At 66.7% G+C, this 25787-nt stretch carries 23 protein-coding genes and 3 pseudogenes; 14 read left to right on the top strand and 12 right to left on the bottom strand.

Going from position 1 to position 25787, the window contains the following annotated elements:
• Positions 1-29: 29 nt before the first annotated feature.
• Positions 30-827 (bottom strand): SDR family NAD(P)-dependent oxidoreductase, encoded by a 798-nt coding sequence (locus ACWV14_RS16480; RefSeq protein ID WP_454908346.1) that lies wholly within the window; start codon positions 825-827, stop codon positions 30-32.
• Between the two features lie 199 nt (positions 828-1026).
• Between ACWV14_RS16480 and ACWV14_RS16475 the strand changes: the two genes are divergently transcribed.
• The 3 genes from ACWV14_RS16475 to ACWV14_RS16465 are packed head-to-tail and all read left to right on the top strand — an operon-like array spanning position 1027 to position 4658.
• On the top strand, positions 1027-2898 hold the full coding sequence (locus ACWV14_RS16475; RefSeq protein WP_454908347.1) for a M48 family metallopeptidase: 1872 nt from the start codon (positions 1027-1029) through the stop codon (positions 2896-2898).
• A 52-nt stretch (positions 2899-2950) separates the two neighbouring features.
• Positions 2951-4249 (top strand): MFS transporter, encoded by a 1299-nt coding sequence (locus ACWV14_RS16470; RefSeq protein WP_454908348.1) that lies wholly within the window; start codon positions 2951-2953, stop codon positions 4247-4249.
• Between the two features lie 31 nt (positions 4250-4280).
• Positions 4281-4658, top strand: a complete 378-nt coding sequence (locus ACWV14_RS16465; RefSeq protein WP_454908349.1) for a VOC family protein — start codon at positions 4281-4283, stop codon at positions 4656-4658.
• A gap of 38 nt (positions 4659-4696) precedes the next feature.
• On the opposite strand, the gene ACWV14_RS16460 is transcribed toward ACWV14_RS16465, so the two are convergent.
• Together ACWV14_RS16460 and ACWV14_RS16455 are read right to left on the bottom strand one after the other, a co-directional pair.
• Positions 4697-5317, bottom strand: a complete 621-nt coding sequence (locus ACWV14_RS16460) for a pyridoxamine 5'-phosphate oxidase family protein (RefSeq protein ID WP_454908350.1) — start codon at positions 5315-5317, stop codon at positions 4697-4699.
• A gap of 42 nt (positions 5318-5359) precedes the next feature.
• Positions 5360-6526 carry an MFS transporter gene (locus ACWV14_RS16455; protein ID WP_454908351.1) on the bottom strand — a complete coding sequence of 389 codons (1167 nt, stop codon included), beginning with the start codon at positions 6524-6526 and terminating at the stop codon, positions 5360-5362.
• Between the two features lie 78 nt (positions 6527-6604).
• On the opposite strand from ACWV14_RS16455, the pseudogene ACWV14_RS16450 reads away from it, so the two are divergent.
• A pseudogene (locus tag ACWV14_RS16450) lies at positions 6605-7216 on the top strand (LysR family transcriptional regulator); the annotation flags it as partial.
• 47 nt (positions 7217-7263) lie between these two features.
• On the opposite strand, the gene ltrA reads toward ACWV14_RS16450, so the two are convergent.
• A complete protein-coding gene (gene ltrA / locus ACWV14_RS16445; RefSeq protein WP_454908022.1) occupies positions 7264-8742 on the bottom strand; it encodes a group II intron reverse transcriptase/maturase in 1479 nt (492 codons plus the stop codon).
• A 511-nt stretch (positions 8743-9253) separates the two neighbouring features.
• Positions 9254-9421 (bottom strand): hypothetical protein, encoded by a 168-nt coding sequence (locus tag ACWV14_RS16440; RefSeq protein ID WP_454908835.1) that lies wholly within the window; start codon positions 9419-9421, stop codon positions 9254-9256.
• An 11-nt stretch (positions 9422-9432) separates the two neighbouring features.
• Between ACWV14_RS16440 and ACWV14_RS16435 the strand changes: the two genes are divergently transcribed.
• Positions 9433-10631 (top strand): IS3 family transposase gene (locus tag ACWV14_RS16435; RefSeq protein ID WP_454902123.1). Its coding sequence is split into 2 segments (ribosomal slippage): positions 9433-9700 and positions 9700-10631, totalling 1200 coding nucleotides; the frame shifts between segments, so codons are not numbered across the junction.
• Positions 10632-10672: 41 nt separating this feature from the next.
• Here ACWV14_RS16435 and ACWV14_RS16430 read toward each other — a convergent pair.
• Positions 10673-12007: pseudogene (locus ACWV14_RS16430) on the bottom strand (IS1182 family transposase); the annotation flags it as partial.
• Between the two features lie 72 nt (positions 12008-12079).
• Here ACWV14_RS16430 and ACWV14_RS16425 point away from each other — a divergent pair.
• Positions 12080-12400 (top strand): annotated as a pseudogene (locus tag ACWV14_RS16425) (LysR substrate-binding domain-containing protein); the annotation flags it as partial.
• Here ACWV14_RS16425 and ACWV14_RS16420 read toward each other — a convergent pair.
• Positions 12397-13257, bottom strand: a complete 861-nt coding sequence (locus tag ACWV14_RS16420; RefSeq protein WP_454908352.1) for an NmrA family NAD(P)-binding protein — start codon at positions 13255-13257, stop codon at positions 12397-12399. The pseudogene ACWV14_RS16425 and the gene ACWV14_RS16420 sit on opposite strands and share 4 nt — an antisense overlap.
• A 126-nt stretch (positions 13258-13383) precedes the next feature.
• Between ACWV14_RS16420 and ACWV14_RS16415 the strand changes: the two genes are divergently transcribed.
• From ACWV14_RS16415 to ACWV14_RS16400, 4 genes are all read left to right on the top strand, one after another.
• Positions 13384-13914, top strand: a complete 531-nt coding sequence (locus ACWV14_RS16415) for a LysR family transcriptional regulator (protein ID WP_454908353.1) — start codon at positions 13384-13386, stop codon at positions 13912-13914.
• A protein-coding gene (locus ACWV14_RS16410) for an IS5 family transposase (RefSeq protein WP_259652097.1) occupies positions 13842-14605 on the top strand; the annotation gives its coding sequence in 2 pieces (ribosomal slippage) (positions 13842-14157 and positions 14157-14605; 765 coding nt in all). Before ACWV14_RS16415 ends, ACWV14_RS16410 begins: the two co-directional genes overlap by 73 nt.
• Before the next feature lie 18 nt (positions 14606-14623).
• Complete coding sequence (locus tag ACWV14_RS16405; RefSeq protein ID WP_454908354.1) at positions 14624-15160, top strand: substrate binding domain-containing protein; 537 nt, start codon at positions 14624-14626, stop codon at positions 15158-15160.
• A gap of 55 nt (positions 15161-15215) precedes the next feature.
• Entirely contained in the window at positions 15216-16451 is a 1236-nt protein-coding gene (locus ACWV14_RS16400; protein ID WP_454908355.1) for an MFS transporter, read from the top strand.
• Between the two features lie 6 nt (positions 16452-16457).
• Here ACWV14_RS16400 and ACWV14_RS16395 read toward each other — a convergent pair whose 3' ends face one another.
• From ACWV14_RS16395 to ACWV14_RS16380, 4 genes are all read right to left on the bottom strand, one after another.
• Positions 16458-16994 (bottom strand): methylated-DNA--[protein]-cysteine S-methyltransferase, encoded by a 537-nt coding sequence (locus tag ACWV14_RS16395; protein ID WP_454908356.1) that lies wholly within the window; start codon positions 16992-16994, stop codon positions 16458-16460.
• Positions 16991-18220 (bottom strand): YbfB/YjiJ family MFS transporter, encoded by a 1230-nt coding sequence (locus ACWV14_RS16390; protein WP_454908357.1) that lies wholly within the window; start codon positions 18218-18220, stop codon positions 16991-16993. Before ACWV14_RS16390 ends, ACWV14_RS16395 begins: the two co-directional genes overlap by 4 nt.
• 65 nt (positions 18221-18285) lie before the next feature.
• A complete protein-coding gene (locus ACWV14_RS16385) occupies positions 18286-21363 on the bottom strand; it encodes an FAD-binding and (Fe-S)-binding domain-containing protein (RefSeq protein ID WP_454908358.1) in 3078 nt (1025 codons plus the stop codon).
• A 30-nt stretch (positions 21364-21393) separates the two neighbouring features.
• Positions 21394-22086, bottom strand: coding sequence for a GntR family transcriptional regulator (locus ACWV14_RS16380; RefSeq protein WP_422086634.1), 693 nt, complete (start codon positions 22084-22086; stop codon positions 21394-21396).
• Between the two features lie 121 nt (positions 22087-22207).
• Between ACWV14_RS16380 and ACWV14_RS16375 the strand changes: the two genes are divergently transcribed.
• From ACWV14_RS16375 to ACWV14_RS16365, 3 genes are all read left to right on the top strand, one after another.
• Positions 22208-23449: a pyridoxal-phosphate-dependent aminotransferase family protein gene (locus ACWV14_RS16375; protein ID WP_106934440.1), complete on the top strand. Its 1242-nt coding sequence runs from the start codon at positions 22208-22210 to the stop codon at positions 23447-23449.
• Between the two features lie 81 nt (positions 23450-23530).
• Positions 23531-24508 carry a Bug family tripartite tricarboxylate transporter substrate binding protein gene (locus ACWV14_RS16370; protein ID WP_454908359.1) on the top strand — a complete coding sequence of 326 codons (978 nt, stop codon included), beginning with the start codon at positions 23531-23533 and terminating at the stop codon, positions 24506-24508.
• 19 nt (positions 24509-24527) lie between these two features.
• Positions 24528-24842: a hypothetical protein gene (locus tag ACWV14_RS16365; RefSeq protein WP_454908360.1), complete on the top strand. Its 315-nt coding sequence runs from the start codon at positions 24528-24530 to the stop codon at positions 24840-24842.
• A 77-nt stretch (positions 24843-24919) separates the two neighbouring features.
• On the opposite strand, the gene merR is transcribed toward ACWV14_RS16365, so the two are convergent.
• On the bottom strand, positions 24920-25354 hold the full coding sequence (gene merR / locus ACWV14_RS16360) for an Hg(II)-responsive transcriptional regulator (protein ID WP_015063540.1): 435 nt from the start codon (positions 25352-25354) through the stop codon (positions 24920-24922).
• A 71-nt stretch (positions 25355-25425) separates the two neighbouring features.
• Between merR and ACWV14_RS16355 the strand changes: the two genes are divergently transcribed.
• Positions 25426-25776: a mercuric transport protein MerT gene (locus ACWV14_RS16355; RefSeq protein WP_001294663.1), complete on the top strand. Its 351-nt coding sequence runs from the start codon at positions 25426-25428 to the stop codon at positions 25774-25776.
• Positions 25777-25787 lie beyond the last annotated feature (11 nt).

Below are 25787 nucleotides of genomic sequence, written 5' to 3'. Positions count from 1 at the left end.
GGTCAGGCTCCTGCTGCTTGTTGCCTTTGTCAAAACGGCTCCTTGAAGGGGCGCAGGTCGAGTTCCTGCGTCCATGCACTGCGGTGCTGCACATGCAGCTGCCAGTAACTTTCGGCGATGGCCTCGAGCTGCAGCAGGCCGTCGCCGCCGGCCTGCGCCACGCGCTGCGGCGCGCCGGTGCGCAGCCGCTCGCCGTCGATGCCGCCGTCGATCACCACATGCGCCACGTGTACGCCCTGCGGGCCGAACTCGCGCGCCAGGCTCTGGCTGAGCGAACGCAAGGCCGCCTTGGCCGCGGCGAAGGCTGCGAACGGCGGCTTGCCGCGCAGCGCCGCGGTGGCGCCGGTGAACAGCAAGGTACCGCGCCCTTGCGAGCCGGCGGGCTCGAAGCTGTTGGCCAGCAGGCCGCGCAAGGCCTCGTGCCCGAAGATGAAACCGCCCAGCGCGCTGGTGCGCCAGGCCTGCGTGAACTGCTCGACGGAGAGCTCCAGCGTCGGTGCGCGCACGGCGCTCGCGGCATTGAAGATGGCCACGGTCAGCGGCCCCAGCGCCCTCGCCTTCTGCGCGATGCCGTGGATCTCGGCCTCGCTTGCCACGTCGCCCGGGAACGCATGCGCACGCCCGCCGGACGCCGCGATTTCCGCGGCCACCGCATCGAGCTGGGCCTGCGTGCGCCCGGTCAGCGCGACGATGAAACCTTCGGCCGCGAAGCGCCGCGCCAATGCGGCACCCAGGCCGGCGCTGGCGCCGACACCGGCAATCCATGCGACCGGAGACGGGTCGGTGCGGGACGAAGAAGCGGAGGGAGTGACGGAGGTGACAGCCATGAGCGAGCACGAAGGCTATACCTGCGCCCCGGGGCGCGGAAGTATTCAAAAGCGATAACCTTATTCGGTAGCTGGTCGGTGGCGGCAGTCGCTTGACGCATGCGGCGCTTCACTCCATGCGCCGCGCCCGCTACGCTATCGGCTTCCCCGGACCGCCTCATAACGAAACACAGCAATCGCTTTCCAGGAGAAGTTACCGATGGCTCTTGCCCGCACGATCCGCACCGATCTCTTGCGCGTGTTCGCCCTGACACTGGTGTCGCTCTTCGCCATTCCGGCCGCGACGCTGGTCTTCACCGAATACGCCCTGCGCTCGCAGGACAGCGCCTTCCTGCAGTCGATAGAAAAGCGCATTGCCGGCGACGCCCGGCTCTCGGCGCAAGACAAGGCCGAGGCCACCGCCTTCTACCGCGAGCATCCGCTCTCCAAGGCCTGCGACGCCACATCGCCCGAAGACAAGAACTTCCACGACAAGGTCTGCAGCCCCTATTCGATGCAGTGGCAGTTCCACTGGGCCGACCGCGCCGCCATCTGGACCATCGTGGTCGGCGCGGCGCTGCTCGCGGCGGCGCTGGTGCTGGGCGCGCTGGCCTTTGCCAACCGCGGCCTGCGCTATGCCAGCTTCGTCGCGGGCTGGCGGCTGATGACGGTGTCGAGCGCCATCGAGGTCGTGCTGCAGGGCGCCATGCTGGTGTGGCTGTCGTTCTGGGTCACCGCCTACTTCTGGCACAGCTACTACATCAAGCTGATCGCCATCGCGGGCATCGCGGCAGCGGCGGCCGTGTTCTATGCCGTCTACACGCTGTTCAAGAAACTGCCCTCGAACAACGAGATCGAGGGCGAACTGATCGCCGAGGCCGATGCGCCGCGCCTGTGGGAGCGCATCCGCCAACTGGCCGGCCGCGTGCAGACCGCGCCGCCCGACCAGATCTTGGCGGGCATCGACACCAACTTCTTCGTGACCGAGGCGCCGTGCGAAGTACGCGGGCAAACGCTGCACGGCCGCACGCTGTTCGTCAGCATTCCGCTGCTGCGCGTGCTCGACCAGACAGAAGCCGACGCGGTACTGGCGCACGAACTGGCCCACCTGGGCGGCGGCGACACCCGCAGCAGCGCGGCCCTGGGCCCCAAGCTGCTGCAGTTCGACCAGTACACCTGGAAGATGCGCGGCGCCGGCCTGACCATCGTGGCGCACTACCTGCTGCGCCTGTACCGCATGATCTTCGCGTTCGCCCTTGCACGCGACAGCCGCGAGCGCGAGCACAAGGCAGACCGCGTGGCCGCCGGCCTCACGGCGCCGAGCGCCATCGTGCAGTCGCTGATCAAGATCTCCGCCTATGCCAGCTACCGCAACGACGTCGAGCGCAGGCTCTTCGAGCAGAACCGTCAGCACGACGGCGCGTTGGGCATCGCCGGCTTCGTGGCGGCCGGCCTGCCGCCGTACGCCGGCTCGGACGATTTCATCGAAGCCATGAAGACTGCCGGTGTGCCGCACCCGTACGACAGCCATCCACCGCTGCTCGAACGCATGCGCAACGTCGGCCACCATGTGCCCGAGAGCGCCTACGGCGCCATCGTCGCCACCGCGCCGCAGGCTTCGTGGGCCGACTTCATCGAGACCGCTGCGGCCATCGAGCAGCGCATGTGGAGCGAGTACGAGCAGCGCTTCGTGCAGAACCACGAACTCAGCCTGGCCTACCGCTACGAGCCGGCAACGGAAGAAGAGCGCGCCGTGGTGCTGCGTCACTTTCCGCCAATCAGCTTTGCGCTGAAGAACGGCAACCGCATCGACGTGAGCTACAGCGGCCTGCACCCGAGCGCCGACGGCGCCGCGCCGATCCCGTGGGACGAGGTCAAGGGCCTGACCTACAAGGACAGCAGCTTCGGCGACACCCTGATCGTCACCCACCACGACAAGCGCACACTCGGCGGCGCGCGCACCACCAAGGTCAAGCTGGGCGGCCTGGGCAAGCAGAAGGAACACTTCAAGGCCGCGGCCGGCCACTACTGGCAGCGGCACCAGGTCATGCGGGCACAACAGCAACAGCGGGAGCCATCACTACACAATTGACACCGCAGCGACAGCCTCCACAAAACCAATCCACACAACACCGGAGACAACCATGAACCCCGTCGAACAGAGAACCATCTCGAAGATCAGCTGGCGGCTTTTGCCGCTGCTGATGATCAGCTACTTCATTGCCTACCTCGACCGCGTGAACCTCGGCTTTGCCGGCGCGGCCATGTCGAAAGACCTGGGCTTCACCGCCGCCGTGTTCGGCAGCGCGGCAGGCATCTTCTTCCTTGCGTACTTCCTGTTCGAAGTGCCCAGCAACATGGCACTCGAACGCTTCGGCGCGCGCCGCTGGATTGCCCGCATCATGTTCAGCTGGGGCATTCTGTCGGCGGCGCAGGCTTGGGTGGGTGGCGCGACCAGCTTCAACGTCGTGCGCTTCCTGCTGGGCATTGCCGAGGCAGGCTTCTTCCCTGGCGTGATCTTCTACATCACGCTGTGGTTTCCGGCAGCCTACCGCGCGCGCATCGTGGGCTGGTTCATGTTCGCCATTCCCATCTCGACCGTGATCGGCTCGCCCATCTCGGGCTACATCCTGAACATGGACGGCATCGGCGGCATGCACGGCTGGCAGTGGCTTTTCATCCTGGAGGCGGTGCCTTCGCTCATCCTGACCTTCTTCGTGCTGATGTACCTGCCCGACGGCCCGAAGGACGCCAAGTGGCTCACCGACGAAGAGCGCACCTGGCTGCAGCGCACGCTGGACGCCGAGCGCCAGAACCGCGAGTCGATCAACAAGATCTCGTGGAAGCAGTCGCTGCTGAATCCGCGCGTGATCGGGCTGGGCTTCGTCTACATGGGCATCACCGTGCCGCTGTACGGCCTGAGCTTCTTCCTGCCGCAGATCATCAAGGGCTTCGGCGGGCTGAGCAATGTGCAGATCGGCTTCATCAACGCCTTCCCGTACCTGGTCGGCGCCGTCGCCATGCTGTTCTGGACGCGCGCTTCCGATGCGCGCAAGGAGCGCAAGTGGTTCCTGCTGATTCCGCTGGCCTGCATCTTCGTCGGTCTCGTTCTGGCGGCACAGATCAGCGCGCCGATTCCCAAGATGGCCGCCGTGACGCTGGCCGCCTTCGGCATCTTCAGCGCGCTGCCCACCTTCTGGACGCTGCCTACCGCCATCCTGAGCGGCACCGCTGCCGCCGCCGGCATCGCGTGGATCAACTCCATCGGCAACCTCGGCGGCTACATCGGCCCGACGATCTTCGGCGCGCTGAAGGACCGCATGGGCAACGACATCTACGCGGTGATCTTCCTCGCGTTGCTGTCGGTGGTGGCTTTCGCGCTGGTGCTGATCATCGGGCACGACTCGCGCACCGAGCAGGCTGTGGCGCCGGGGCGGGCCTGAACGCAGGGGCGCAAGGGCACAATCCTCGCCCGTGACTTCGAGCACACCGCCGCTCCACACCATCCTCCTGTACGCCCGCGACATGCGGGCGACGGCGGCGTTCTACTGCACGCACTTCGGGTTCGAGTCGACGCTCGAAATCGTGGAAGGCCTGATCGAACTCAGGTCTACGAGCGGCGGCGCCCACTTGCTGATCCACCAGGCGGCAAAGAGCGTGAAGCTCGGGCAAGCCGGCGTGAAGCTGATGTTCGATGTCGAAGACATCGAAGGCTTCAAGCAAAGGAGCGCAGCGAACGGCCTGGCGTTCGGCCCCACGCACGCAGCCAACGGCTACGCGTTCGCGAATGCGAAGGATCCTGACGGCAACCCGGTGGCAGTTTCCAGCAGGGCTTTCCGCGCCGAAGGCTGAAGAGCGGCCGGCTCGGGATCACCAGCCGCCGCCCGCGTTCAATACAGCGTGGCCCTCTGCCTGGCAGGCAGCTCCCTGTCGTAGGTTTCCCCGTCGAACGCGGCCTCGGTCAGCGCCGAAAGAATGGCCCCCGGCGTCGGCACCGTGCGCTTCGCATCCGCCGGCACCGGCTCCCACAGCTTCGAGCGCTGGATCGCACGCGCGCACTGGAAGAACACAGTCTCCACCTGGATCTCGATCACGCATTGCGGCGGCTTGCCTTCCATCGCCAGGCGGGCCAGCAGGTCCGGCTCGACGGTGATGCGCGCCCTGCCGTTCACGCGCAGCGTCTCGCCCACGCCGGGAATCAGGAACAGCAGCCCCACGCGCGGGTCGGCCACGATGTTGCGCAGGCTGTCGATGCGGTTGTTGCCGCGCCGCTCGGGCATCAGCAGCGTTTTTTCGTCCTGCACGACGACGAAGCCCGGCGGGTCGCCGCGCGGCGAGGCGTCGAGGCCGCCGGGGCCGATGGTGGAAAGCACGGCGAAGGGAGACGCCTCGATCAACGCCCTGTAAGCCGGGTGAAGGTACGGCACCTCCTTCTTCAGCGAGGCTTCGCCGGGCTGGCCGAACAAGGCTTCGAGCTGCGCCAGGGTTTCGATGGCGTGCGGCGTTGTCATTGCAGGAGCTCCAGGTGATCAGGGGGAAGACGGGATTGTTGTTCAGCCCGCGGTGCGTGTCGCATCCGCGGCCACGGGCGACGAACTCCAGCCGCAGGCCAGCGCGGTCAGCGCCAGCAGCAGCGCGGCTATGCCGTAGATCCACGGCGGCGAAGCCACCGGCAGCAGCAGCCCCGCGATCAACGGCCCGGTGCCGGCACCGATGTCGCGCCAGACAGATCGCGCTGCCAGCGCCTGCACACGCTCCGGTCCGGGCGTGCGCCGCGCCACGATGGGTGGCACCAGCGGCAGCTGCAAGGCACGCAGCACCACGATCAGCGCCGCGCAGCTCCACAGCCAGCCGAGGCCGAAGCCCACCAGCGCGATCGCGGTGACGAGCGACAGGCTCACCAGCAGCCGCTCGGCGCCAAAGCGCTCCGCCATGTGGCCGCCGACCGGGCTCAGCAGGATCTCCGCCAGGTAGCGCAATGCCATCAGCACGCCGGCCACGATCACCGCGCCGCCCGGCATCAGGTCTTTGCCGAGGTAGGACAGGCCGACGATGAAGAGCCCGTCCAGCGTCAGCCCTTCCATGAACGACCAGCCGTCGAGGCTGTTGGGCCGCTTGAAGCGACGCGCAGGCTTGCCCACGGGATGCGGCGCCGAGGGCAGCCGCCGCGTGACCAGGCAGGCGAGCAGCGAGAACACCGCGAGGATGCCGAAGATCGCGCGCGGCCCGACCCAGTGCGCGAGCAACGCGCCCAGCGGCAGCGCCAGCACCGGACCCATCGCGATGACGGCACGCGAGCGCCCGTTGCGCCGCGCCGCGCCGACCGGGTCGGCCGTGGCCAGCGCCTGCGTCGACAGGTTCAGCGCCGCGAAGCACAGGCCCCACATCAACCGCAGCGGCAGCAGCGCCCAGAAGCCCGAGAGCGTGGTGTAGCCGAGCCCGCAAACCGCCGCGGCCACGACGGCCAGGGTGCAGGTGGGCCGGTCGCCGTTGCGCGCATAGAAGCGGGCGACGAAGCCGTAGCCCGCGATGCGCACCAGCCGGTTTGCGGCGAGCAGCATGCCGGCCTCGGCCAGCGTCACGCCGAACTGGTCGGCATACATGGGCAGCAGCAGGTAGAGCACCACGTCGGCCGGCAGCGACAGGCCGAGCGCCATTGCGGCGTGGCGGGAATCCAGGTCGGTGGAATTCCGGGCGGAAGCGGGTGGAGTACTGGACATCGAGCGCCGATGGTGCGCCGCACCACGCCTGCCTGACAAACGACTTAAACGCCAGCCATGCGTGAGAAAATTGCACGCATGCCGTTTCGCGAGCCGCCCCTCAACGCCGTGCGCGCCTTTGCCGCCGCAGCCCGTCACCTGAGCTTCACGCGCGCGGCGCTCGAGCTGCATGTCACGCACAGCGCCGTGAGCCGGCAGATCAAGACCCTGGAAGAATTCCTGGGTGTCGAGCTGTTCGAGCGCCGCATCCGCCAGGTGGCGCTGACCGCCGAAGGGCAGCAGTTCTTCGCCGAGGTCGAGCCGGCGCTGGCGCAGATCGGCGCGGCTGCGCGGGCGCTGCAGGCACAGGGCACGGCGCGCGCGGTGCGCATCAACGTGCGCCCTTCTTTCGCGGTGCGCTGGCTCATTCCGCGCCTGCCCTCCTTCGTCGAGCAATATCCCGACATCGAGCCGCAGGTGGTCACCAGCACCGTGATGCCCGAGCAGGCGGTCGACAGCTTCGACATCGCGGTGCGCCGGGGGCGCGAAGGCTGGCCGCCGTCCATCGAGGCGCGGCCTTTCCTGAAGGACGAGGTGCTGGTGGTCGGCGCGCCCTCTTTGTTCAAGGCCCATCCGCTGGACGACCTGCGTTCGCTGGCGTCGCATGTGCTGCTGTCGGCCGAGGATTACGGTAGGGACGCCCATTACTGGACGCCCCCCGCACAGATCCGTACGTGCCCGATTCAGGCATACGGCTCCTACCTTGGGTGAGTGACGGCAAAGCGCTGGTCAGGCCACGGATGAAGGATTCGGGGAGGCGGTAGCCACGCATCAGCGAGCTTCGTCATTCGTTGCCACGTCATGTGATCCTTCTGGCTTCGACGCCGAAGCGTTCGTCGCCAGAGATCGCTGACATAGTGGCGGAACGCGCCGAGCGCCCGGGCATTCGTCGGCACCGCGTGGTATGCGAAGAACCCCGTGACCACTGCCCTCAGCCATCGGCCCTGTTCGGGAATGGCGTGGTGCATGCGGCTACGCAGTTCCTCCTTGACCTCGCGAAGCTTCGCTCGCATGCGGTCGCCCCGGCTCTTGCGCTGGAGCTGGAAGGCCCCGCGTCGAGACCTGCCACAAATGAACGTGAACCCCAGGAAGCTGAAGGTTTCCGGCTTACCCAACCCGCGCTGCCTTCTTCTCACCGCCGCGTGACGGCCGAACTCCAGCAGCCGGGTCTTGTCCCCATGAAGCTCGAGCGCGAACTGCTCGAGCCTATGCCGCATCGCATCCCAGAAGCGCCTCGCATCGGCTTCGTGCTCGAAGCCGGCAACAATGTCGTCGGCATAGCGCACGACGATCACATTGCCGCTGGCTTCTCGCCCCCGCCATTGTTGAGCCCAGAGATCGAAGACGTAGTGCAGGTAGACGTTGGCCAGCAGCGGCGATGCCACTGCTCCTTGAGGTGTCCCCTTCTCACTGACGCTCCAGTTCCCGTCTTCCAGGACGCCCGCGTTGAGCCACTTGCGCACAAGGCGGATGACGCGCTCGTCGCCAATCCGGTGCTCCAGGAATCGGACCAACCAGTCTTGGCTAACCGAATCAAAGAAGCCTCGAATGTCGGCGTCGAGAATCCAGTTCACCGGGGTGTTGCAGATCGCCACCGACAGTGCGTCCAACGCGTCATGCGGCCTGCGCCCGGGCCGAAACCCGTACGAGAACCCGAGGAAGTCTTCCTCATAGATGGCGTTGAGCACCGCGATGAGAGCGCGCTGGACGATCTTGTCTTCCAGCGCTGCGATCCCCAGCGGGCGCTGTTTGCCGTCTGGCTTCGGTATCAACCGCCGCCTGACGGGTAGTGCCCGGTAGCTACCGCTGTGGACCTTCGCATGCAGCTCCTGAAGGTTGCCCTCCAGGTTCGCCTCGTAGTCCTGCCACGTCAGGCCGTCCACTCCGGGTGCGGCGCGGCGCTTGAGCGCCAGGAACGCGTCCCTCAGCAAGTCGACCGTCACGTGGTGCAGCAGCGCAGTGAACTTCTCCTTCTTCCGCTGCCTTGCAGCGTTGCGTACACGGTCCAACCCCTGTGACACGCTATCGCGGCCCTGTGTCCGTCGCGTGTGCGGTTGGCCCGTGTTCCCCTTGGTCCCCGCCCTTGGCTCCGCCCACTCCGCAGTCGGTCGCCCGACCTTGTTCGCAGGCTTCATCGCTACTATGGCGGAGTCTGACTTCTCGGGTCCGTTCATCATCGGCTACGGCTCCTCGCCTTCCCGATGCGGGCCAGCCCCATACCGCGGCTGGTCAAACCCGAGATCTCCCGGTTCCCGTGCAAAGAGCGTGCGTGCATGCCAGGTTCTACGACCACGCCGGGTTGCCCAAGTGCTTGCGTGAACGCACTTGGACATGTTGCCTTCCGCTACACAGACAGCGTCAGCACCCGGGAACAGTTTCCTATCGCGGCTCAATGGCTGGCCTGCACGTACCCCTACCGACGCTTCACGTGCATCCTCACGAATGCACGCGCACGGCTCGGGGCCGATGTGGTTCGCTACTCCTTCATCGCAGTGGACTTGCACCACCTACTCCTTGCCGGTCTCCCGGCGCACCTGTGTGGAAACTCCAGCGGTGCATCCAGTATGCCGAAGCATCGCGTTTACAGAGCTCTGACGACGTCTCGAGCGATCCGACGGTCTTGTTCCGCGTGTGGGGGTTTCGCAGGCATTCGATGTGCTGCGCAAGCGCTGATGTGTTGAAGAAGGCTCACGCCCCTACCAAGCGCACCGCCTTCATCATCTTCGCCACCCCCAGAATCCGCATCACCCGCTTGAGGTTGTACGCCAGCACATGCAGGCTCATCTCGGTGCCCACATGCGCCTGAGGTTGCCCCTGAAAAGTGGAGTTCTTAACCCTTGTTGAAAATACCGACAAGGAGTTCAGAGATGAGTGACAAGCAGGTGCGTGCGCAGTACACGCGAGAGTTCAAGCAGGAGGCTGTTCGGCAGGTCCGCTCGGGTCAGGCGATTGCGGTGGTGGCCAAGGTACTGGGCATCCCCAAAGCGAGCCTGGGCAACTGGGTGCGGCTGTCAGCCAAGGGAGAATTGGACGGTGCGGGCGGTGGTGACAAGAGCATCCAAGTCTCGCCCGAGCAGATGGAGATAGCCCGGTTGCGTGCAGAGAATGCTCGCCTTCGCATGGAGCGCGACATCGCAAAAAAAGCCGCGGCGTACTTCGCGCAGGACACGCTGCGAGGTACGCCTGGATTCACCAAATGAGAAAGCTGTACCCGGTGAATGTGTCCTGCGGGGTGCTGGAGGTCAGCGCCAGCGGGTACTTCAACTGGCTGCGCCGGCGTGATTCTGGCCACGGTAGACCTGCCAGGCGTCACAGCGACGAAGCCCTGCTGGCGTACATGCGCGCCATCCACGCCGAGGTGAAGGGGGAATACGGTTGGCCACGCATGCACAAGGAACTGCTGGCCCGGGGCATCCGAGTGGGCAAAGACCGGGTGCGCAAACTCATGCAGCAGCACGGCATCAGGGCCAAGACCAAACGCAAGTTCGTGGTGACCACCGATAGCCGCCACAGCCTGCCGGTGGCGCCCGACTTGGTACAGCGGCGCTTCAACCCCGAGGCGCCCAACCAGCTCTGGAGTGGCGATATCACCTACATCCAAACCGACGAGGGCTGGCTTTACCTGGCTGCGGTCATCGACCTGTTCAACCGTCAGGTGGTGGGTTGGAGCCTGCAGCCGCACATGCAGGCCAGCCTGGTCAAGGACGCGCTGGCCATGGCGTGGTGGCGCCGCAGGCCGCCTCCTGGGGTGATATTCCACAGCGACCGGGGCAGCCAGTATTGCAGCCATGAGTTCCAAGATGCCTTGAAGGGCTGGGGCATGCGTTCATCGATGAGCCGCAAAGGCAACTGCTGGGATAACGCACCGACCGAGAGCTTCTGGGGCCGGCTGAAAACAGCCAGCGTGCATGGGCACAAATTCGCTACCCGTGAGCAGGCCAGGCAGGCGGTGATGGACTGGATGGCCTTCTACAATCACCGCAGGCTGCATTCATCGCTGGACTACCTCAGCCCGATGCAGTACGAGCAGCGCTGGTACGAGGCACAGCGTAAAAAGGCCGCGTGAATCGTGGGTTAAGAGCTACACGAAACAGGGGCAAGGTCAGCCAGCGTCTTCGTCAGGAAGTGCGTCGAGCCCATCCAGTGTTTCAGCGTGCCGAAGACGTGCTCCACGGTGCGCCGTCGCAGTGTCATGGCATCGGGCTTCTTGTCCAGTCTTTGCTGCACGCGCTCAAGCACCGTTTCGTGCTCCCATCGACGGATGCGTCGGTAGTCGCCTGTCGTGCACTGATCCTTGATCGGGCACCTGGGGCAGGCGCTGGTCCAGTAGACGCGCAGCGCATTGCCGTTCTTCTCCAATGTGTTGCACCTGTAGATGGCGCGCTCGCCGGCGGGGCACTGGTATTCATCTTCCTTGGCGATGTAGATGAAGTCGCTCTTGTCGAAGCGCCCCGCAGCCTTGGCCCCCGAGGTCATCGGCTTGGGCACGTAGGTCGTGATGCCCGCGTCCTCGCAGGCCTTAAGCTCGATGCCATTGAAGTAGCCACGATCGGCGAAGGCTTGCAGCTTCCCGGTGCCCATGGCCTCGCGTGCCGCCTTGGCCATGTTGCTCAGCTGTGCCCGGTCGTTGCCGATGTTGGTGACCTCGTGCGCCACGATGAGGTGGTGTTTGGCATCGACCGCCGTCTGCACGTTGTAGCCGACCATGCCCGCGCCCTTGGCCTGTGAGTTCATCGACCGGGCATCGGGATCGGTGGTGGAGCGCTGACCATCTGGCTCGTTCTTCAACTGCTCCCGGGTCTCATCGAGTTGCCGCATCTGCTCGCGCAGCTTGCGGATCTTGTCCGTCAGTCGCTCGGTCTTGGCCTCGACCTCCGCAGGCTGGGTACGGTCGGCGGTCTCCAGGGCATCGAGGTAGCGCTGGATGCTTTGTTCGATCTGACGCTGACGAGCGTCAACCTTGCCCGGGGTGAAGTTGGCGTCGCGGCTGTTGACGGCTTTGAACTTGCTGCCATCGATGGCCACGATAGTCTGGGAGAAGAGCTTCAGGTCGCGGCACAGGCCGATGAAGCGCTTGCAGACGTTGCGGATGCCCGCGCTGTTGTGATGGCGGAAGTCGGCGATGGTCTTGAAGTCCGGGGCCAGGCGGCCGGTGAGCCACATGAGCTCGACGTTGCGTTGCGCTTCGCGCTCCAGGCGTCGGCTGGACTGGATGCGATTGAGGTATCCGTAGATGTAGAGCTTGAGCAGGACACTCGGGTGGTACGCTGGCCGGCCGGTGGCTGCAGGGTCTGCACCTTGGAAGCCCAGTGAGCGCAGGTCCAGCTCTTCAACGAAGGCGTCGACGACGCGCACCGGGTTGTCCTGGCCGATATAGTCGTCAAGGCACTCGGGTAGCAAGGTGACTTGCTCGCGGGACTCGCCTTCGATGAATCGCTTCATGGGCACCTCGCTTGAACAGGTGACCCGATTTTATTTTTGAGAAGGCGTGGGGGGAAGTGTTTTCACACAGCCTCGGCCAAGACCCGCAAGGACGACTGGGACGCCTGGAAGAAGCAGTTCGGCGCGCCGCGCGCAAGGCCCGCCAGCCGGCTGCAGTTCGACCACCTGCACTTCGTGCTGCAAGCGGCGGTCGACGGCCTGGGCATCGCGCTGGCGCCGACCTCTCTGGTTTCGCACGACCTGGCCTCGGGCCGCCTGCAGTCGCCGCTGCCCGCGCTGCGCATGACGCTGGACCGCTACTACTACGGCCTGTCGCCCGACGCCGCGCCGGAAGCGGCTTACGTGGCGGAGTGGTTCGAGCGCATGCAGGCCGAGGCGGCCAAGGCGACTTAAGAAGCCACCAGCGACCGGATCACGTCCGCCACGCCGACCGTGCCCTTGCGCACGTCGGCATCGCCGCCCGCGAAGGTGATCCAGCCCTCGTTGAAGCCGTCGAGCATCTGGATGCGCGGCACCGGATCGCGCATGCCCTGCGCAAGAAAGACCGCGCCCCAGGTCTCGCGCGGCACCGCCTGTGCCTGCACCGCGCGGCCCAGCACGGCAGACAACGCAGCCGCGATGTCGTGCTGGCTCAGGCGCTGCGGGCCTTCGAGCTCGACGATGCGCGGCGCCTCGCCCGGCTGCATCAGCAATTCGGCGGCGACGCGGCCCACGTCGGCGGTGGCGACCATCGGCACCGCGCGCTCCAGCGGCTGCAGGTAGCTGGAGAGCACGCCCTGTTCGCGCGCCTGTGCGATGTCCCAGGCCAGGTTCTCCAGGAACCATGCGGGCCGCAGGAAGGTGACGGGAAGCGGCAGCGTGGCCAGCGCCTCTTCCATCAGGGTGCGCTGGCTCAGCAAGTTGGGCTGCGCGGCCTGCGCGCCCACGGTCGACAGGCACACCGCCCTGGCAGGCCGCGCCGCATCGAGCGCCTGGCGCACCGCGCCAATCACCGCCCTCGCCTCGGGAAAGCCGGGCTGCGGATCGAACTGCGAAGGCGGCAGCACGAAAACGCCCGTCGCGCCGGTGAAGGCATGCGTGAGCGCCTGCGCGTCTTCCATTTCCGCGATGGCGACTTCGCAGCCTTGATCGGCCCAGAAGCTGCCCTTGGCCGCGTCGCGGACGACCGCTCGAACAGGCTGGCCCGCCGCCAGCAAGGTGCGTGCGACGGCACCGCCGACCTTGCCTGTGATACCGGTGATTGCGTACATGAAACTTTCCTTTCGAATGCGTGGAGTCAAGATGGGGTCGAATGGTAAAAACCGATCATCTTTGAGTAAAGCGACTGAGCGGCATATCATTCATGACACCTGATCACCAATGAAAAAGCGCGCGCAATGACACTCGACGGACGCCTCCTCTCCAACGTCAGCGTGCTGGCCGCCGTGGTCGAAGGCGGCAGCTTCGCCAACGCCGCCACGGCGCTGGGCCTCACGCCCTCCGGCGTGAGCCGCTCCATCGCGCGACTCGAGGCACGCATCGGCGTGCGGCTGTTCGACCGCACCACGCGCTCGCTGAACCTCACCGACGAGGGCCGGCTGCTTTACGCCAACATCAATCCGCTGGTGCTCGGCATCGAGGACGCGGTGACGATCGCGTCGGGCGCATCCGGCGCGGTGCGCGGGCGCCTGCGCGTCAACACCGACGCATTCACCTCGCGCCTGCTGCTGGCGCGACACCTGCCGCGTTTTCTTGCACAGTACCCCGAGCTCACGCTGGAGCTGATCGCGCGCGAACAACTAGGGCGTGTTAACACTAATAGCGATTGCGTCCACTGCGGCGGATACTTCGGGGCATGGAGATCACACCCGAGCAATTCGCCACGATTGAGCACTGCCTGCCCAAGCAGCGTGGCAACGTCAGCCTGAGCAATCTGCAGGTGGTCAATGCGATCCTCTACGTGGCCGAGCATGGCTGCAAGTGGCGCGGACTGCCCAAGCGGTTTGGCAACTGGCACACCATCTACACGCGCATGAACCGCTGGACCAAGGCCGGTGTACTTGATCGCATGTTCGAGGAGTTGCAGCGAGCGCAGGTCGTGCGCATCAAGATCGAAGCAGTCTCGCTGGACTCCACAAGCATCAAGGTCCATCCCGACGGCACAGGGGCACTAAAAAAAACGGTCCGCAGTCCATCGGAAAGTCCCGAGGTGGATGGAACACCAAGATTCATATGGTTGCCGCGGATGCTCGAACGGCCGTGACGTTTTCGCTCTCGCCTGGGCAGGCGCACGACGCACCCGAAGGCCGGCGCCTGCTCAGCAGTCTTGGGCCGACCAGCAGACCGGTGCATTTGTTGATGGACCGTGCCTACGAAGGCAACGAGACACGGCAGCTGGCACTGGATCTGGGTTTCATTCCGGTGGTGCCACCAATGAAGACGCGGATCGAACCGTGGGACTACGACCGCGAGATGTACAAGCGCCGCAATGAGGTGGAGCGGTTGTTCCGTCGACTCAAAGGCTATCGCCGTATCTTCTCGCGGTTCGAGAAACTCGACCTCATGTTCCTGGGCTTCATCAGCTTCGTGCTCGTCGCTGATGGACTGAGGATGTGTTAACAGGCCCTAGGCGACCTGGTGGCCGAGGGCTTCGACATCGCCGTGCGCTTCGGCGAGCCGCCGTCGTCGTCGCTGGTGGCTCGCAAGCTGATGGACTCGCGCGTCGTCACTGTCGCAACGCCCGCCTACCTGGCGCAGCATGGTCGCCCCGCGAAGCCGGCGGATCTCGGCGGCCATGCCTGCCTGCAGGTGCGCAACCCGGCCACGGGGCAGCCCTATTCGTGGGAGTTCCAGCGCGGACACAAGCTCGAGCAGGTGCCGACCACCGGGCGGCTGCTGCTCACCGATCCGGGCACCGTGCTGGAAACCGTGCTCGCCGGCATCTGCGTGGCGCAGATCAAGGCCGTGGGCATACAGCCGCAGCTCGACAGCGGCGAACTGATCGACCTGTTTCCCGACTGGCCCGACGAGCGGCTTCCGCTCTATGCGCTCTATCCGTCACGGCACCTGCCGGCCGCGAAGGTACGCGCGTTCATCGATTTCGTGATGGAGGTCGTCTCGCCAGTGTCTTCGCCCGTGGCCTCGCCTGCTCCGAAGCCGAAGCCCCGGCGCTGATGCTCACGTCCGGAAGCGGCCAGCGCCATCGGCTGGCCGGCCGCACGATGCCGGCATGACATCCACCACGACACCGCTCCCCCGCGCCTTCCAGAATCTCGCGTGGTCCAACCTCGCCGCGCAGTCTGCCGAACAGTTGAGCCTCGCGGCAGTGCCGCTGGTCGCCGTGCTGGCACTCCAGGCCGGCCCCGGAGAAATCGGCTTCCTCGCTGCCATCCAGACACTGCCTTTCCTGCTGGTCTCCATGCCGCTGGGCCTGCTGGCAGATCGCATGTCGCGGCGGCGGCTGATGGTATGGGCCGAAGGGCTGCGGGCGGTGTCGCTGCTGATGCTGCTCGCGCTTCTGCTCTGGTCGAAGCTCGGCATTGCATGGCTTGCGGTGCTCGGGTTCCTGGGCGCCGTGGGCACTGTGGGCTTCAGCGTCGCGGCGCCTGCGCTGGTGCCGGCCCTCGTTCCACGCGAGGCGCTGGCCGTGGCCAACGGGCGGCTGGAGCTTGCGCGCAGCGCGGCATTCACCGCCGGGCCGGCGCTGGCGGGCGCGCTCGTCGCGTGGGCGGGCGCATCGGCTGCATTCGTGCTCGCTGCCGTGCTGTCGGTCTTGGCCGTCGGCCTGCTGTTGAGCCTCAGCGAGGCGCCGCGCGCGCACGTTGCATCGCGGCGCAACCCGCTGCTCGACGTGAGGGACGGCGCGCGCTTCGTCTGGCGGCATGAACTGCTGCGGCCCATGCTGATGACCGGCGCGGTCTTCAACATCTCGTGGTTCGTGCTGCAGGCGGCCTATGTGCCCTATGCGGTGCGCGTGCTGGGTCTCGGCGCGCAGGCGGTCGGCCTCACGCTCGCCATGTACGGCGCAGGCATGGTGTTTGGCGCATTGCTGACGGCACGGGTGGTGGCGCGGATGCCGTTCGGGCGCGCCATCCAGATCGGCCCGGCGGCAGCGGTCGTGGCCGGCGCGCTGATGGCGGCGACGCTCGTCGTGCCCAGCGCGGCGCTGGCCTCGCTGTCGTTCTTTCTCTTCGGCGCGGGGCCGATGGTCTGGGTCATCACCTCTGCCACGCTGCGCCAGAGCGTTGCGCCGCCGGCCATGCTCGGCCGCGTGTCGGCGGTGTTCCTGACGATCAACACCGGCGCGCGGCCTATAGGCGCGGCGCTCGGAGGACTGGTCGGCGCCACGCAGGGCGAGTCCGCCTGCCTGCTGCTGGCGCTCGCGGGCTTCGTGCTTCAGGCGGGGATCATCTTTGCCTCGCGCATCGCGACGCTGCGGCGGCTGCCTGCGCTGGCACCCACCTGAGCACCGCTAGAACAGCGAAGCCATCCCGTTCGGCCGCGCATCCTCGATGGCGAGCATGCGCAGCTTGGTCATCGCACCGCCGCCGGCCGAGAAGCCGCCCGGCTTGTTGCCCGCCGCCAGCACGCGGTGGCACGGCACAACGGGTGCAAAGGGGTTGTGGCCCATGGCCTGGCCCACCGCACGCGACAGGCTTTTGTCGCCAAGCTCTTCGGCGATCTCTCCATAGGTGCGCGTCTGCCCGGGCGGAATGCGCCGCGCGATCGCGTAGATGCGCTGGTGAAACTCCGACACGCCGCGCATGTCGAGTTCGATGTGGCTCAGGTCGTCGTGCACGCCCTGCAGCAAGCCCTGGATGGCCGAGATGGCGCGCTGCGCCGTCTCGTCGGGCGGCCCTTCGTGCAGTTCCGGAAAGCGCTGCCTCATGCGCGCCCGCGTCGCCGACTCGCCGTCGTCCGCGGGCAGTTGCACGCCGACCAGCCCCTGCGGGCCCCACGCCAGGGCGCACATGCCGATGGCAGTCTCGAACAAGGCAAAGCCGCTCATGGCGTCTCCTGCAGTGCATGCTGGCGCGACGCAAGCACGGCAGCAGCCCACAGCGTGATCGCCGACGCCACGAGGCCTCGTGCCAGGCCGCCGGGGCCGTCGGAAATCCAGCCGGTGACTGTCGGCCCGACGATCTGCCCCGCCGCGAAAACGATGGTGAACATGCTGATGCCCTGCGCCCAGCGCGCGGGCGGCAGGTTGTGGCGCACCAGCGCCGTGGTCGACGCCACCACCGACAGGAACACCCCGCCGAACAGCACGCCCGACACCAGCGCCACCGGCGCCGAGGGGCTCAGCACCGGCAGCAGCGTGGCCACGCCGAGCAGCCCGTTCAGCAGCGCCTGCGGCTGGCCGCCGCGATAGCGGTCGAGCAGCCCGGCCCACAGCCGCGAAGAAGCCACGCAGGCGACACCCAGCAGGGCATAGAACAGCGTGATGAAGCCGGCGCTGGCGCCCTGCTCCCGCAGCAGCGCGATCACGAAAGTCATGTAGCCGATGTAGCCCATGCCGAACAGCGCATAGCCTGCCAACGCCCAGCCGAAGCGGTGCAACGCCACGGGCGGTGCGCTGGCAGTTGTCGCGGACGACATTGCTGCGTGCGCCGCGGGCGTCTCCGGCATCGCGCGGCCGGCCCAGGCCAGCAGGCCGGTGGCCGCCGCGCTCGCGATGGCCAATGCCCACCACGCCCAGGCCCAGCCATGCGGCACGTCGGCCGCCGCGCGCAACACCTGCGGCACGAGCAGCGCCGACAACGCAATGCCGAAGCCGGTGCCGCCGTAGTAAATGCCGAGCAGCAGCCCGCCGCGCGAAGACCCGGCCTCGCCGAGCCGCGCGGCCAGCAAGCCGCCCGCCACGAACACCCAGGCGCTGGCAATGCCGGCCAACAGGCGCTGCAGCAGCAGGGCCGGTGCCGCGGTCACGAAGCCACTGCCCGCCATGAAGACGCTCGCCAGCACGGCGCCGACCACCAGCAGCCGGGTCACGCCGAAGCGGCGCATCAGCGTCGGCGTGATCAGCGCACCGATCAGGTAGCCCACCGCGTTCGCCGTGTTCATGCCGCCGGCCAGCGCATAGCTCCAGCCGAGGTCGGCGCGCATTGGCGGCAGCAACAGACCGTAGGAGAAGCGCGTGATGCCCAGTGACACGGCCGCGCCCATCGAGAGCGCGAATGCAAGCCGAAGTGCAGGCTGTGCCGGGGCGGCGGTGGAAGTGAGCGAGGTCGACATCAGGAGCAAAGGGGGTGCCGCGCATTTTGCGGCACCCTGCCCGATCCCGCTGCTGGGGGCACCCCTCAGGCCGTGCCAGCGACAGGGTCGCCTTGCAAGAGGTGCCGCTCCAGCAGCACGGCCACGTGCACCGCCTCTCGCCGCGCGCCGTCTTCTATCTGGTGGCGGCAGCTGGTGCCGTCGGCCACGACGACCGCATCGGGCCTGGCGCGGATGGCGGGCAGCAGGCTCGCTTCCGCCATCTGCATCGACACCTCGAAGTGGCTGGCCTCGTAGCCGAAGCTGCCGGCCATGCCGCAGCATGAGCTTTCGATCAGCTCGGGTTGCGCGCCGGGAATCAGCTTCAGCACGTCCATCACCGGGCTCACCGCGCCGAAGGCTTTCTGGTGGCAGTGGCCGTGCAGCAGGATCGGCGTCTCGGCCGGGCGCAACGCCAGTTCGAAGCGGCCGAGCTTCACTTCGCGCGCAATGAATTCCTCGAACAGCAGCGCATGCTTTGCCACCAGTTCCGCCTTCTCGCCGAAGCCCATCACCAGCGTTTCGTCGCGCAGCGTGAGCAGGCACGAGGGCTCCAGGCCGACGATGGGCACGCCGGCCCGCGCCAGCGGTACGAGCGCATCGATCAGCGCCTCGGCCTTCGCCTTGGCCTCTTCGACCATGCCGCTGGCCAGGAAGGTGCGGCCGCAGCAGTGATGCCCGCCGCGCTTCTCGACGGTGTGCAGCAGATAGCCCGCCGCCTGCAGCACGCGCGCCGCCGCGAATGCGTTCTCGCTCTCGAAAGTGCCGTTGAAGGTGTCGACGAACAGCACCGCAGCCTTGCCGCCGCGCCGCGCGATGGATAGCACCGCGTCGCGATCGGCGAACAGGCCGGGCTCGTTGTCCTTCGCGCGCCAGAAGGTGTCGCTGCGCCAGGCGGGCAGCGAGCGCCTGGCGGAAAAGCCCAGCAGCTTCTCGCCTATCCATGCGGCGCCGGGCACGCTGTTGCGCAGGTTCAGCAGCCAAGGCAGGTGGCTGGCCTTGTGGGCGTAGTCGGGCAGCCTGGCCACGAGCTTGTCTTTCAGCGTGTGGCCGTGGCGCTTCTTGTAGTGGTCGAGAAACTCGATCTTCATCTTCGCCATGTCCACGCCCGTGGGGCAGTCGCGCTTGCAGCCCTTGCAGCCGACGCACAGGTCCATGGTCTCGTGCATGGCCTCGCTGGTGAAGGCGTCGGGGCCGAGCTGGCCCGAGAGTGCGAGCCGCAAGGTGTTGGCGCGGCCGCGCGTCAGGTGCTGCTCGTCGCGCGTCGCGCGGTAGCTGGGGCACATGGTGCCGGCGTCGAACTTGCGGCAGTGGCCGTTGTTGTTGCACATCTCCACGGCCTTGGCGAGGCCGCCGGTGCTGTCGCCGCCGGTGCCGGGCGCGGTGGTCGCTTCGGTCACCGGGTCGGCGTTGACGTTCCATGCCGACCAGTCGAGCACGGGCTTGAGTTCGATGCGGCGGTACGGCTTGGGTGCGGTGGGCGGCGCAAAGCGAAACAGCGCGCCGTCGTCCATGCGCGGTGTGTCGATGATCTTGCCGGGGTTGAACAGGTCCAGCGGGTCGAGCTTGCGCTTGATGGCGCGGAAGGCTTCGTTGATGGCCGGGCCGAACTGCCATTCGATCCACTCGCCGCGGCACAGGCCGTCGCCGTGCTCGCCGCTGAAGGCGCCCTTGTACTTGCGCACCAGCGCGCTCGCTTCCTCGGCAATGGCGCGCATCTTGGCGGCGCCGTCCACGCGCATGTCCAGGATGGGCCGCACATGCAGCGTGCCGACCGATGCATGCGCGTACCAGGTGCCCCGGCTGCCGTACCTGGCGAACACTTCTGTCAGCGCATCGGTGTATTCGGCCAGGTGCTCGAGCGGCACTGCGCAGTCCTCGATGAAGCTCACCGGCTTGCCGTCGCCCTTGAGGCTCATCATGATGTTCAGACCTGCCTTGCGCACCTCCCACAGGTTCTTCTGCCGCGCGTCGTCGGGCATCTCGACCACGCTGCCGGGCAGGCCGAGGTCGCCCATCAGCTCGACCAGCCGCTTCAGCTGTGCCAGCAGCGCGGCCTTGTCGGCGCCCGAGAACTCCACCAGCAGGATGGCGGCCGGCTTGCCGATGAGCGCTGTCTCCACCGTGGGCTTGAAGGCCGGGTTCCCCAGGCTCAGCTCGATCATGGTGCGGTCGACCAGCTCCACCGCCGTCGGCCCGAGCTTCACGATGTGCTGCGCCGCATCCATCGCCGCATGGAAGGTCGGGAAGTTGACGATGCCCAGCACCTTGGCGCGCGGCAGCGGCGCGAGCTTGAGCTTCAGGCTGCGCGTGTACGCCAGCGTGCCTTCGGAGCCGATCAGCAGGTGCGCCAGGTTCACGCTGCCGTCCGCCGTGTACGGCCGCTCGCTCTGGTTGTCGAAGATGTCGAGGCTGTAGCCCGCCACGCGGCGCATCACCTTGGGCCAGTGTTCGGCGATCTGCTCGCGCTGCTGCCTTGCCAGCCCGCGCACGAACTGCGCGATGCCCGCCGCGCGCACGCCCAGCGAACCCACCGGGCCGAAGTCGACCAGCTCGCCGCTCGACAGCCACGCGCTGGCGCCCAGCACGTTGTGCACCATGTTGCCGTAGGCGATGGAGCGCGAGCCGCAGGAGTTGTTGCCCGCCATGCCGCCCAGCGTGGCCTGCGCGCTGGTCGACACGTCCACCGGATACCACAGGCCGTGCGGCTTGAGCTGCGCGTTCAGATGGTCGAGCACGAGACCGGGCTCGACGGTGGCCGTGCCCTCTTCCACGTTCACGTCGAGCACGCGCCTGAAGTGCTTGCTGTTGTCGATGACCAGCGCCGCCCCCGTGGTCTGCCCGCACTGGCTGGTGCCGCCGCCGCGCGCGAGCACAGGCACCTTCAGGTCGCGCGCGATGTCGATGGCGGTGGCGATGTCGCGTTCGTTCGTGGGCACGAAGGCGCCCACGGGCGTGATCTGGTAGATCGACGCGTCGGTGGCGTAGCGGCCGCGCGAACCGTCGTCGAACAGCACCTCGCCCTGCGTGTCGGCACGCAGCCGCCGCGCGAGGAGCTCGCAGGTGTCGTTGGGCGGAAGAACGGTTCCGGCTGGCTGCATGTGGCTGGCGGGATCGATGCGCATGGTGGGTCGTTGTTTTCTTGAAGGCGGTTCTCAGCTCGACTTGGCCGAGGGATAGATCTCCCCCGCGCGCAGCAGCTCGAGCACGGTGTCGCGCTTGCGCAGCACATGCGACACGAGCACCTTGCGCATGGCGGCGGCGTCTCGAGCGGCCAGCGCGTCGATCATCTGCTCGTGCTCTTGCACGGCGTGCTTCCACTTCGCCTCGTTCTGGTTGGTGCGAAAGCGCAGCGACTGCACGCGGGCGTTGATGGAGCGGTAGGTGTTGGACAGCACCGGGTTGGCCGCTGCGTCGTTGATGGCGGTGTGGATGCGCGCGTTGAGGCGGTAGTAGCCCGACAGGTCGCGCCGCGCGAAGCAGGCCATCATTTCGTAGTGCAGCGCGCGCACCTCGGCCAGTTCCTCGTCGGTGATGCGCTTTGCGGCCAGCTCGCCCGACATGCCCTCGAGCATGGCCAGCACCTCGAAGGTGTTGAGCACGTCGGCCTCGGTGAGCTTCACCGCCACCGCGCCGCGGTTGGGCAGCAGGTCGACCAGCCCCTCGGCCGCGAGCAGCTTGATGGCCTCGCGCAGCGGCGTGCGCGAGACGTTCAGCTGCAGGCACAGCTCGCGTTCGTTGAGCTTGGCGCCGGGCGCGATGTAGCCCTCCACCAGCATGGTCCGCAGCCGCGAGGCCACCTGGTCATGCAGTGCGAGACGCGAGATTTCGATGATTTCCGCTGTCATGGCTTTCCCTTTGAATGCATTTTGAATGCAAAAAACAGCTCTCACAACCTTGATGAATCAGGGTAAACCATCGAACAAAAATGTATTTTGAATGCAAAACTGAAAAGCGAAAGGACAGTCCATGCTGCAACTCGACATCCATCCCACCGGTCGCCACTTCCTCCAGATTCCAGGCCCGAGCCCCGTGCCCGACCGCATCCTGCGGGCCATGAGCCTGCCCACCATCGACCACCGCGGGCCGGAGTTCGGCACGCTGGGCCTGAAGGTGCTGGGCGGCATCAGGCAGGTCTTCAAGACGAAGCACCCGGTGGCGATCTACCCCGCCTCCGGCACCGGCGCATGGGAGGCCGCGCTCGCCAACACGCTGAGCCCCGGCGACCACGTGCTGATGTACGAAACCGGCCACTTCGCCTCGCTGTGGCAGAAGATGGCCACGCGCCTGGGCCTGTCGACCGAGTTCCTCGCGTGGTCGGGCACCGACGCGCAACTGCCCAGCGCGCCAAGCTGGCGTCGCGGCGTGCAGGCCGAGCTGATCGAGGCCCGCCTGCGCAAGGACACCGAGAAGAAGATCAAGGCCGTGTGCGTGGTGCACAACGAGACCTCTACAGGCGTCACCTCCGACATCGCCTCGGTGCGCAAGGCCATCGATGCGGCGGGCCATCCGGCATTGCTGATGGTCGACAGCATCTCGGGCCTGGCCAGCGCCGACTACCGCCATGACGAATGGGGCGTGGACGTGTGCGTGAGCGGCTCGCAGAAGGGCCTGATGCTGCCGCCGGGCATCAGCTTCAACGCGCTGTCGCCGCGCGCGCTCGAAGTGTCGAAGACCGCGAAGCTGCCCAAGGCCTTCTGGGCCTGGGACGAGATCGTCGAGATGAACAAGGACGGCTACTGGCCCTATACGCCCAACACCAACCTGCTGTACGGCCTGTCGGAGTCGCTGGACATGATCCTCGGCGAAGGGCTGGACAACGTGTTCGCGCGCCACCAGCGCTGGGCCGCGGGCGTGCGCGCCGCGGTCAATGCCTGGGGCCTGCCGATCCAGTGCGCCGACCCGGCCGTGTACTCGCCGGTGCTCACCGGCGTGATCACGCCCGAGGGCGTCGATGCCGACGCGCTGCGGCGGCTGATCCACCAGCGCTTCGACCTGTCGCTGGGCACCGGCCTGGGCAAGCTCAAGGGCCGCATGTTCCGCATGGGCCACCTGGGCGACAGCAACGACCTGACGCTGGTGGCCATGGTCGCCGGCGTCGAGATGGGCATGAAGCTCGCGGGCATCAAGCTGGCCGGCAGCGGCGTGCACGCGGCCATGGACCACTTCGCGAACCACACGGCACCGGCCGCGCTGCAGAAAGCCGCATAGGCACGCAGCACTGCCGGTGCTGCACCGGCACAGGCGCCCCCGGCGCGCATCGGATTCCTACCTACGACGGAGACAAAGAAGATGCAAAGACGTTCCCTCATCCAGGCCGCCGGCGCGGCCGCCGCCACGCTGGGCGTGCCCCGGCTCTTCGCGCAGGAGTGGCCTTCGGGCCCGGTGCGCATCGTGGTCGGTTTTCCGCCGGGCGGCGGCACCGACGCCCTGGCCCGCGTGGTCGCGCAGAAGCTCACCGTCATGTGGGGCCAGCAGGTCATCGTGGAGAACAAGGGCGGCGTGGCCGGCGTGCTGGCGGCCGACTACGTGGCGCAGCAGCCGGCCGACGGCAGCACGCTGCTCATGGCGCACATCAACAGCCATGCGCTGGCACCCAGCCTGCAGCCCAAGCTGCGCTACAACGTGGAGCGCGACTTCGTGCCGATCGTGCTGGTGGGCGTCACGCCCAACCTGCTGATCGCCAACCCGGGGCAGAAGGCGCTGAGCGTGAAGGACATCGTGGCCACCTGCAAGGCCGCGCCGGGCACCATCAGCTTCGGCTCTGCCGGCGCAGGCTCTGCGCAGCACCTGGCGCTGGAAATGTTCAAGCTGCAGGGCGGCGTCGATGCGCTGCACGTGCCGTACAAAGGCAGCGGCCCGCTGCTGGCGGACCTGATGGGCGGGCAGATCCAGTACAGCTTCGAGACCATGACCGCGGCCACGCCGCACGTGAAGAACGGCCGCGTCATCGCCGTCGCGCAGACGCGCACCAAGCGCGCCAAGGGCCATCCAAATGTGCCGACCATGCAGGAGCAAGGCTTCCAGGGCTTCGAGGCGACCACCTGGTACGGGCTTGCGGGGCCGGGCAAGCTGCCGGGGTCCATCGCGCAGAAGGTGAACCGCGACGTCAACACCGTGCTGGCGATGCCCGACGTGCAGGAGCGGCTAGACACCTACGGCGCGGAAGACGGCGGCGGCTCGCAGGACAAGTTCAAGCAGTTCATCAGCACGGAAATCGCGAAGTGGGCCAAGGTGGTGAAGGACGGCAATGTCCATGTCGAGACCTGAAGCTGGGAAGATCGGGCAGATGAACCCATCTCAGACCTCTCTTACCGACGCACTCGTCGCCGCGCGCCGCGGCAACCGCACCCTCGACGCCACGCCCTGGCTCGACACGCTCGAAACCGCCGACCATGCCTATGAAGTGCAGGACGCCGTGGTCGCCGCGCTCGGCTGGTTCGGCGCGGCGGCCGTGCCCGGCACCTGGAAGTCGGGCGGCGGCTCGCGCAGCGCGACGCTCACGCATGCGCCTCTGCCGCCCGCCGGTGTTCGCCCGAGCCCGGCGGACTTCAGCGACCTCGTGCTCCACACGCCCGGCATCGATGTCATTTTCAGAAGGTGACTGCACGGAATATCAAGAGTCGGCTGCACAGTCTTTTCTGATCTGTGGTCGTCTCAGAAAACGGAAAATAAAGCACGCTAAGCTGTGGAAGCCCCTGCCAAGCTCGTTCCACCTTGCAACGACGCAATCAGCGGACACGAAACATTCCCCTGCCGCGAATGGCAGGCGCACACGAGTTCAGACAGCACGGTTTCCATGCGCGCCAAGTCGGCCATCTTCTCGCGCACGTCCTTGAGCTTGTGTTCGGCCAGGCTGCTGGCCTCCTCGCAGTGGGTGCCATCGTCGAGCCGCAACAGCTCGGCAATCTCGTCCAGACTGAACCCCAGCCGCTGTGCCGATTTCACGAATTTCACCCGAACCACGTCCGCCTCCCCATAGCGGCGGATGCTGCCGTAAGGCTTGTCCGGTTCCGGCAACAGGCCCTTGCGCTGATAGAAGCGGATTGTCTCCACGTTGACCCCGGCCGCCTTGGCAAAAACGCCAATGGTCAGGTTTTCCAAATTATTTTCCATATCGCTTGACTCCGTACATGAGTACGGAAGTAAGGTTACGCTATCCAATCCAAATTCAAAAGGGCCAACGTATGTCTGAACCACAAAACGGGCGCGGTGCGCTCTTCGCCGGCGGGCTGGCCGCCATTCTTGCATCGACCTGCTGCCTGGGGCCGCTAGTACTGGTCGCCCTGGGCTTCTCCGGTGCTTGGATCGGCAACCTGACGGTGCTGGAACCCTATCGACCGTTGTTCATCGGCGCGGCGCTAGTGGCGCTGTTCTTCGCCTGGAAGCGGATTTACCGGCCCGTGCAGGCATGCAAGCCAGGTGAGGTCTGCGCGATTCCGCAGGTGCGCGCCACCTACAAGCTGATTTTCTGGATCGTGGCCGTGCTGGTCCTGGTCGCGCTTGGATTTCCCTATGTCGTTCCATTTTTCTATTAACCAGGAGTTCA

This window comes from Variovorax durovernensis (assembly GCF_977011995.1).
This window is presented reverse-complemented; position numbering and strand designations above follow the sequence as displayed.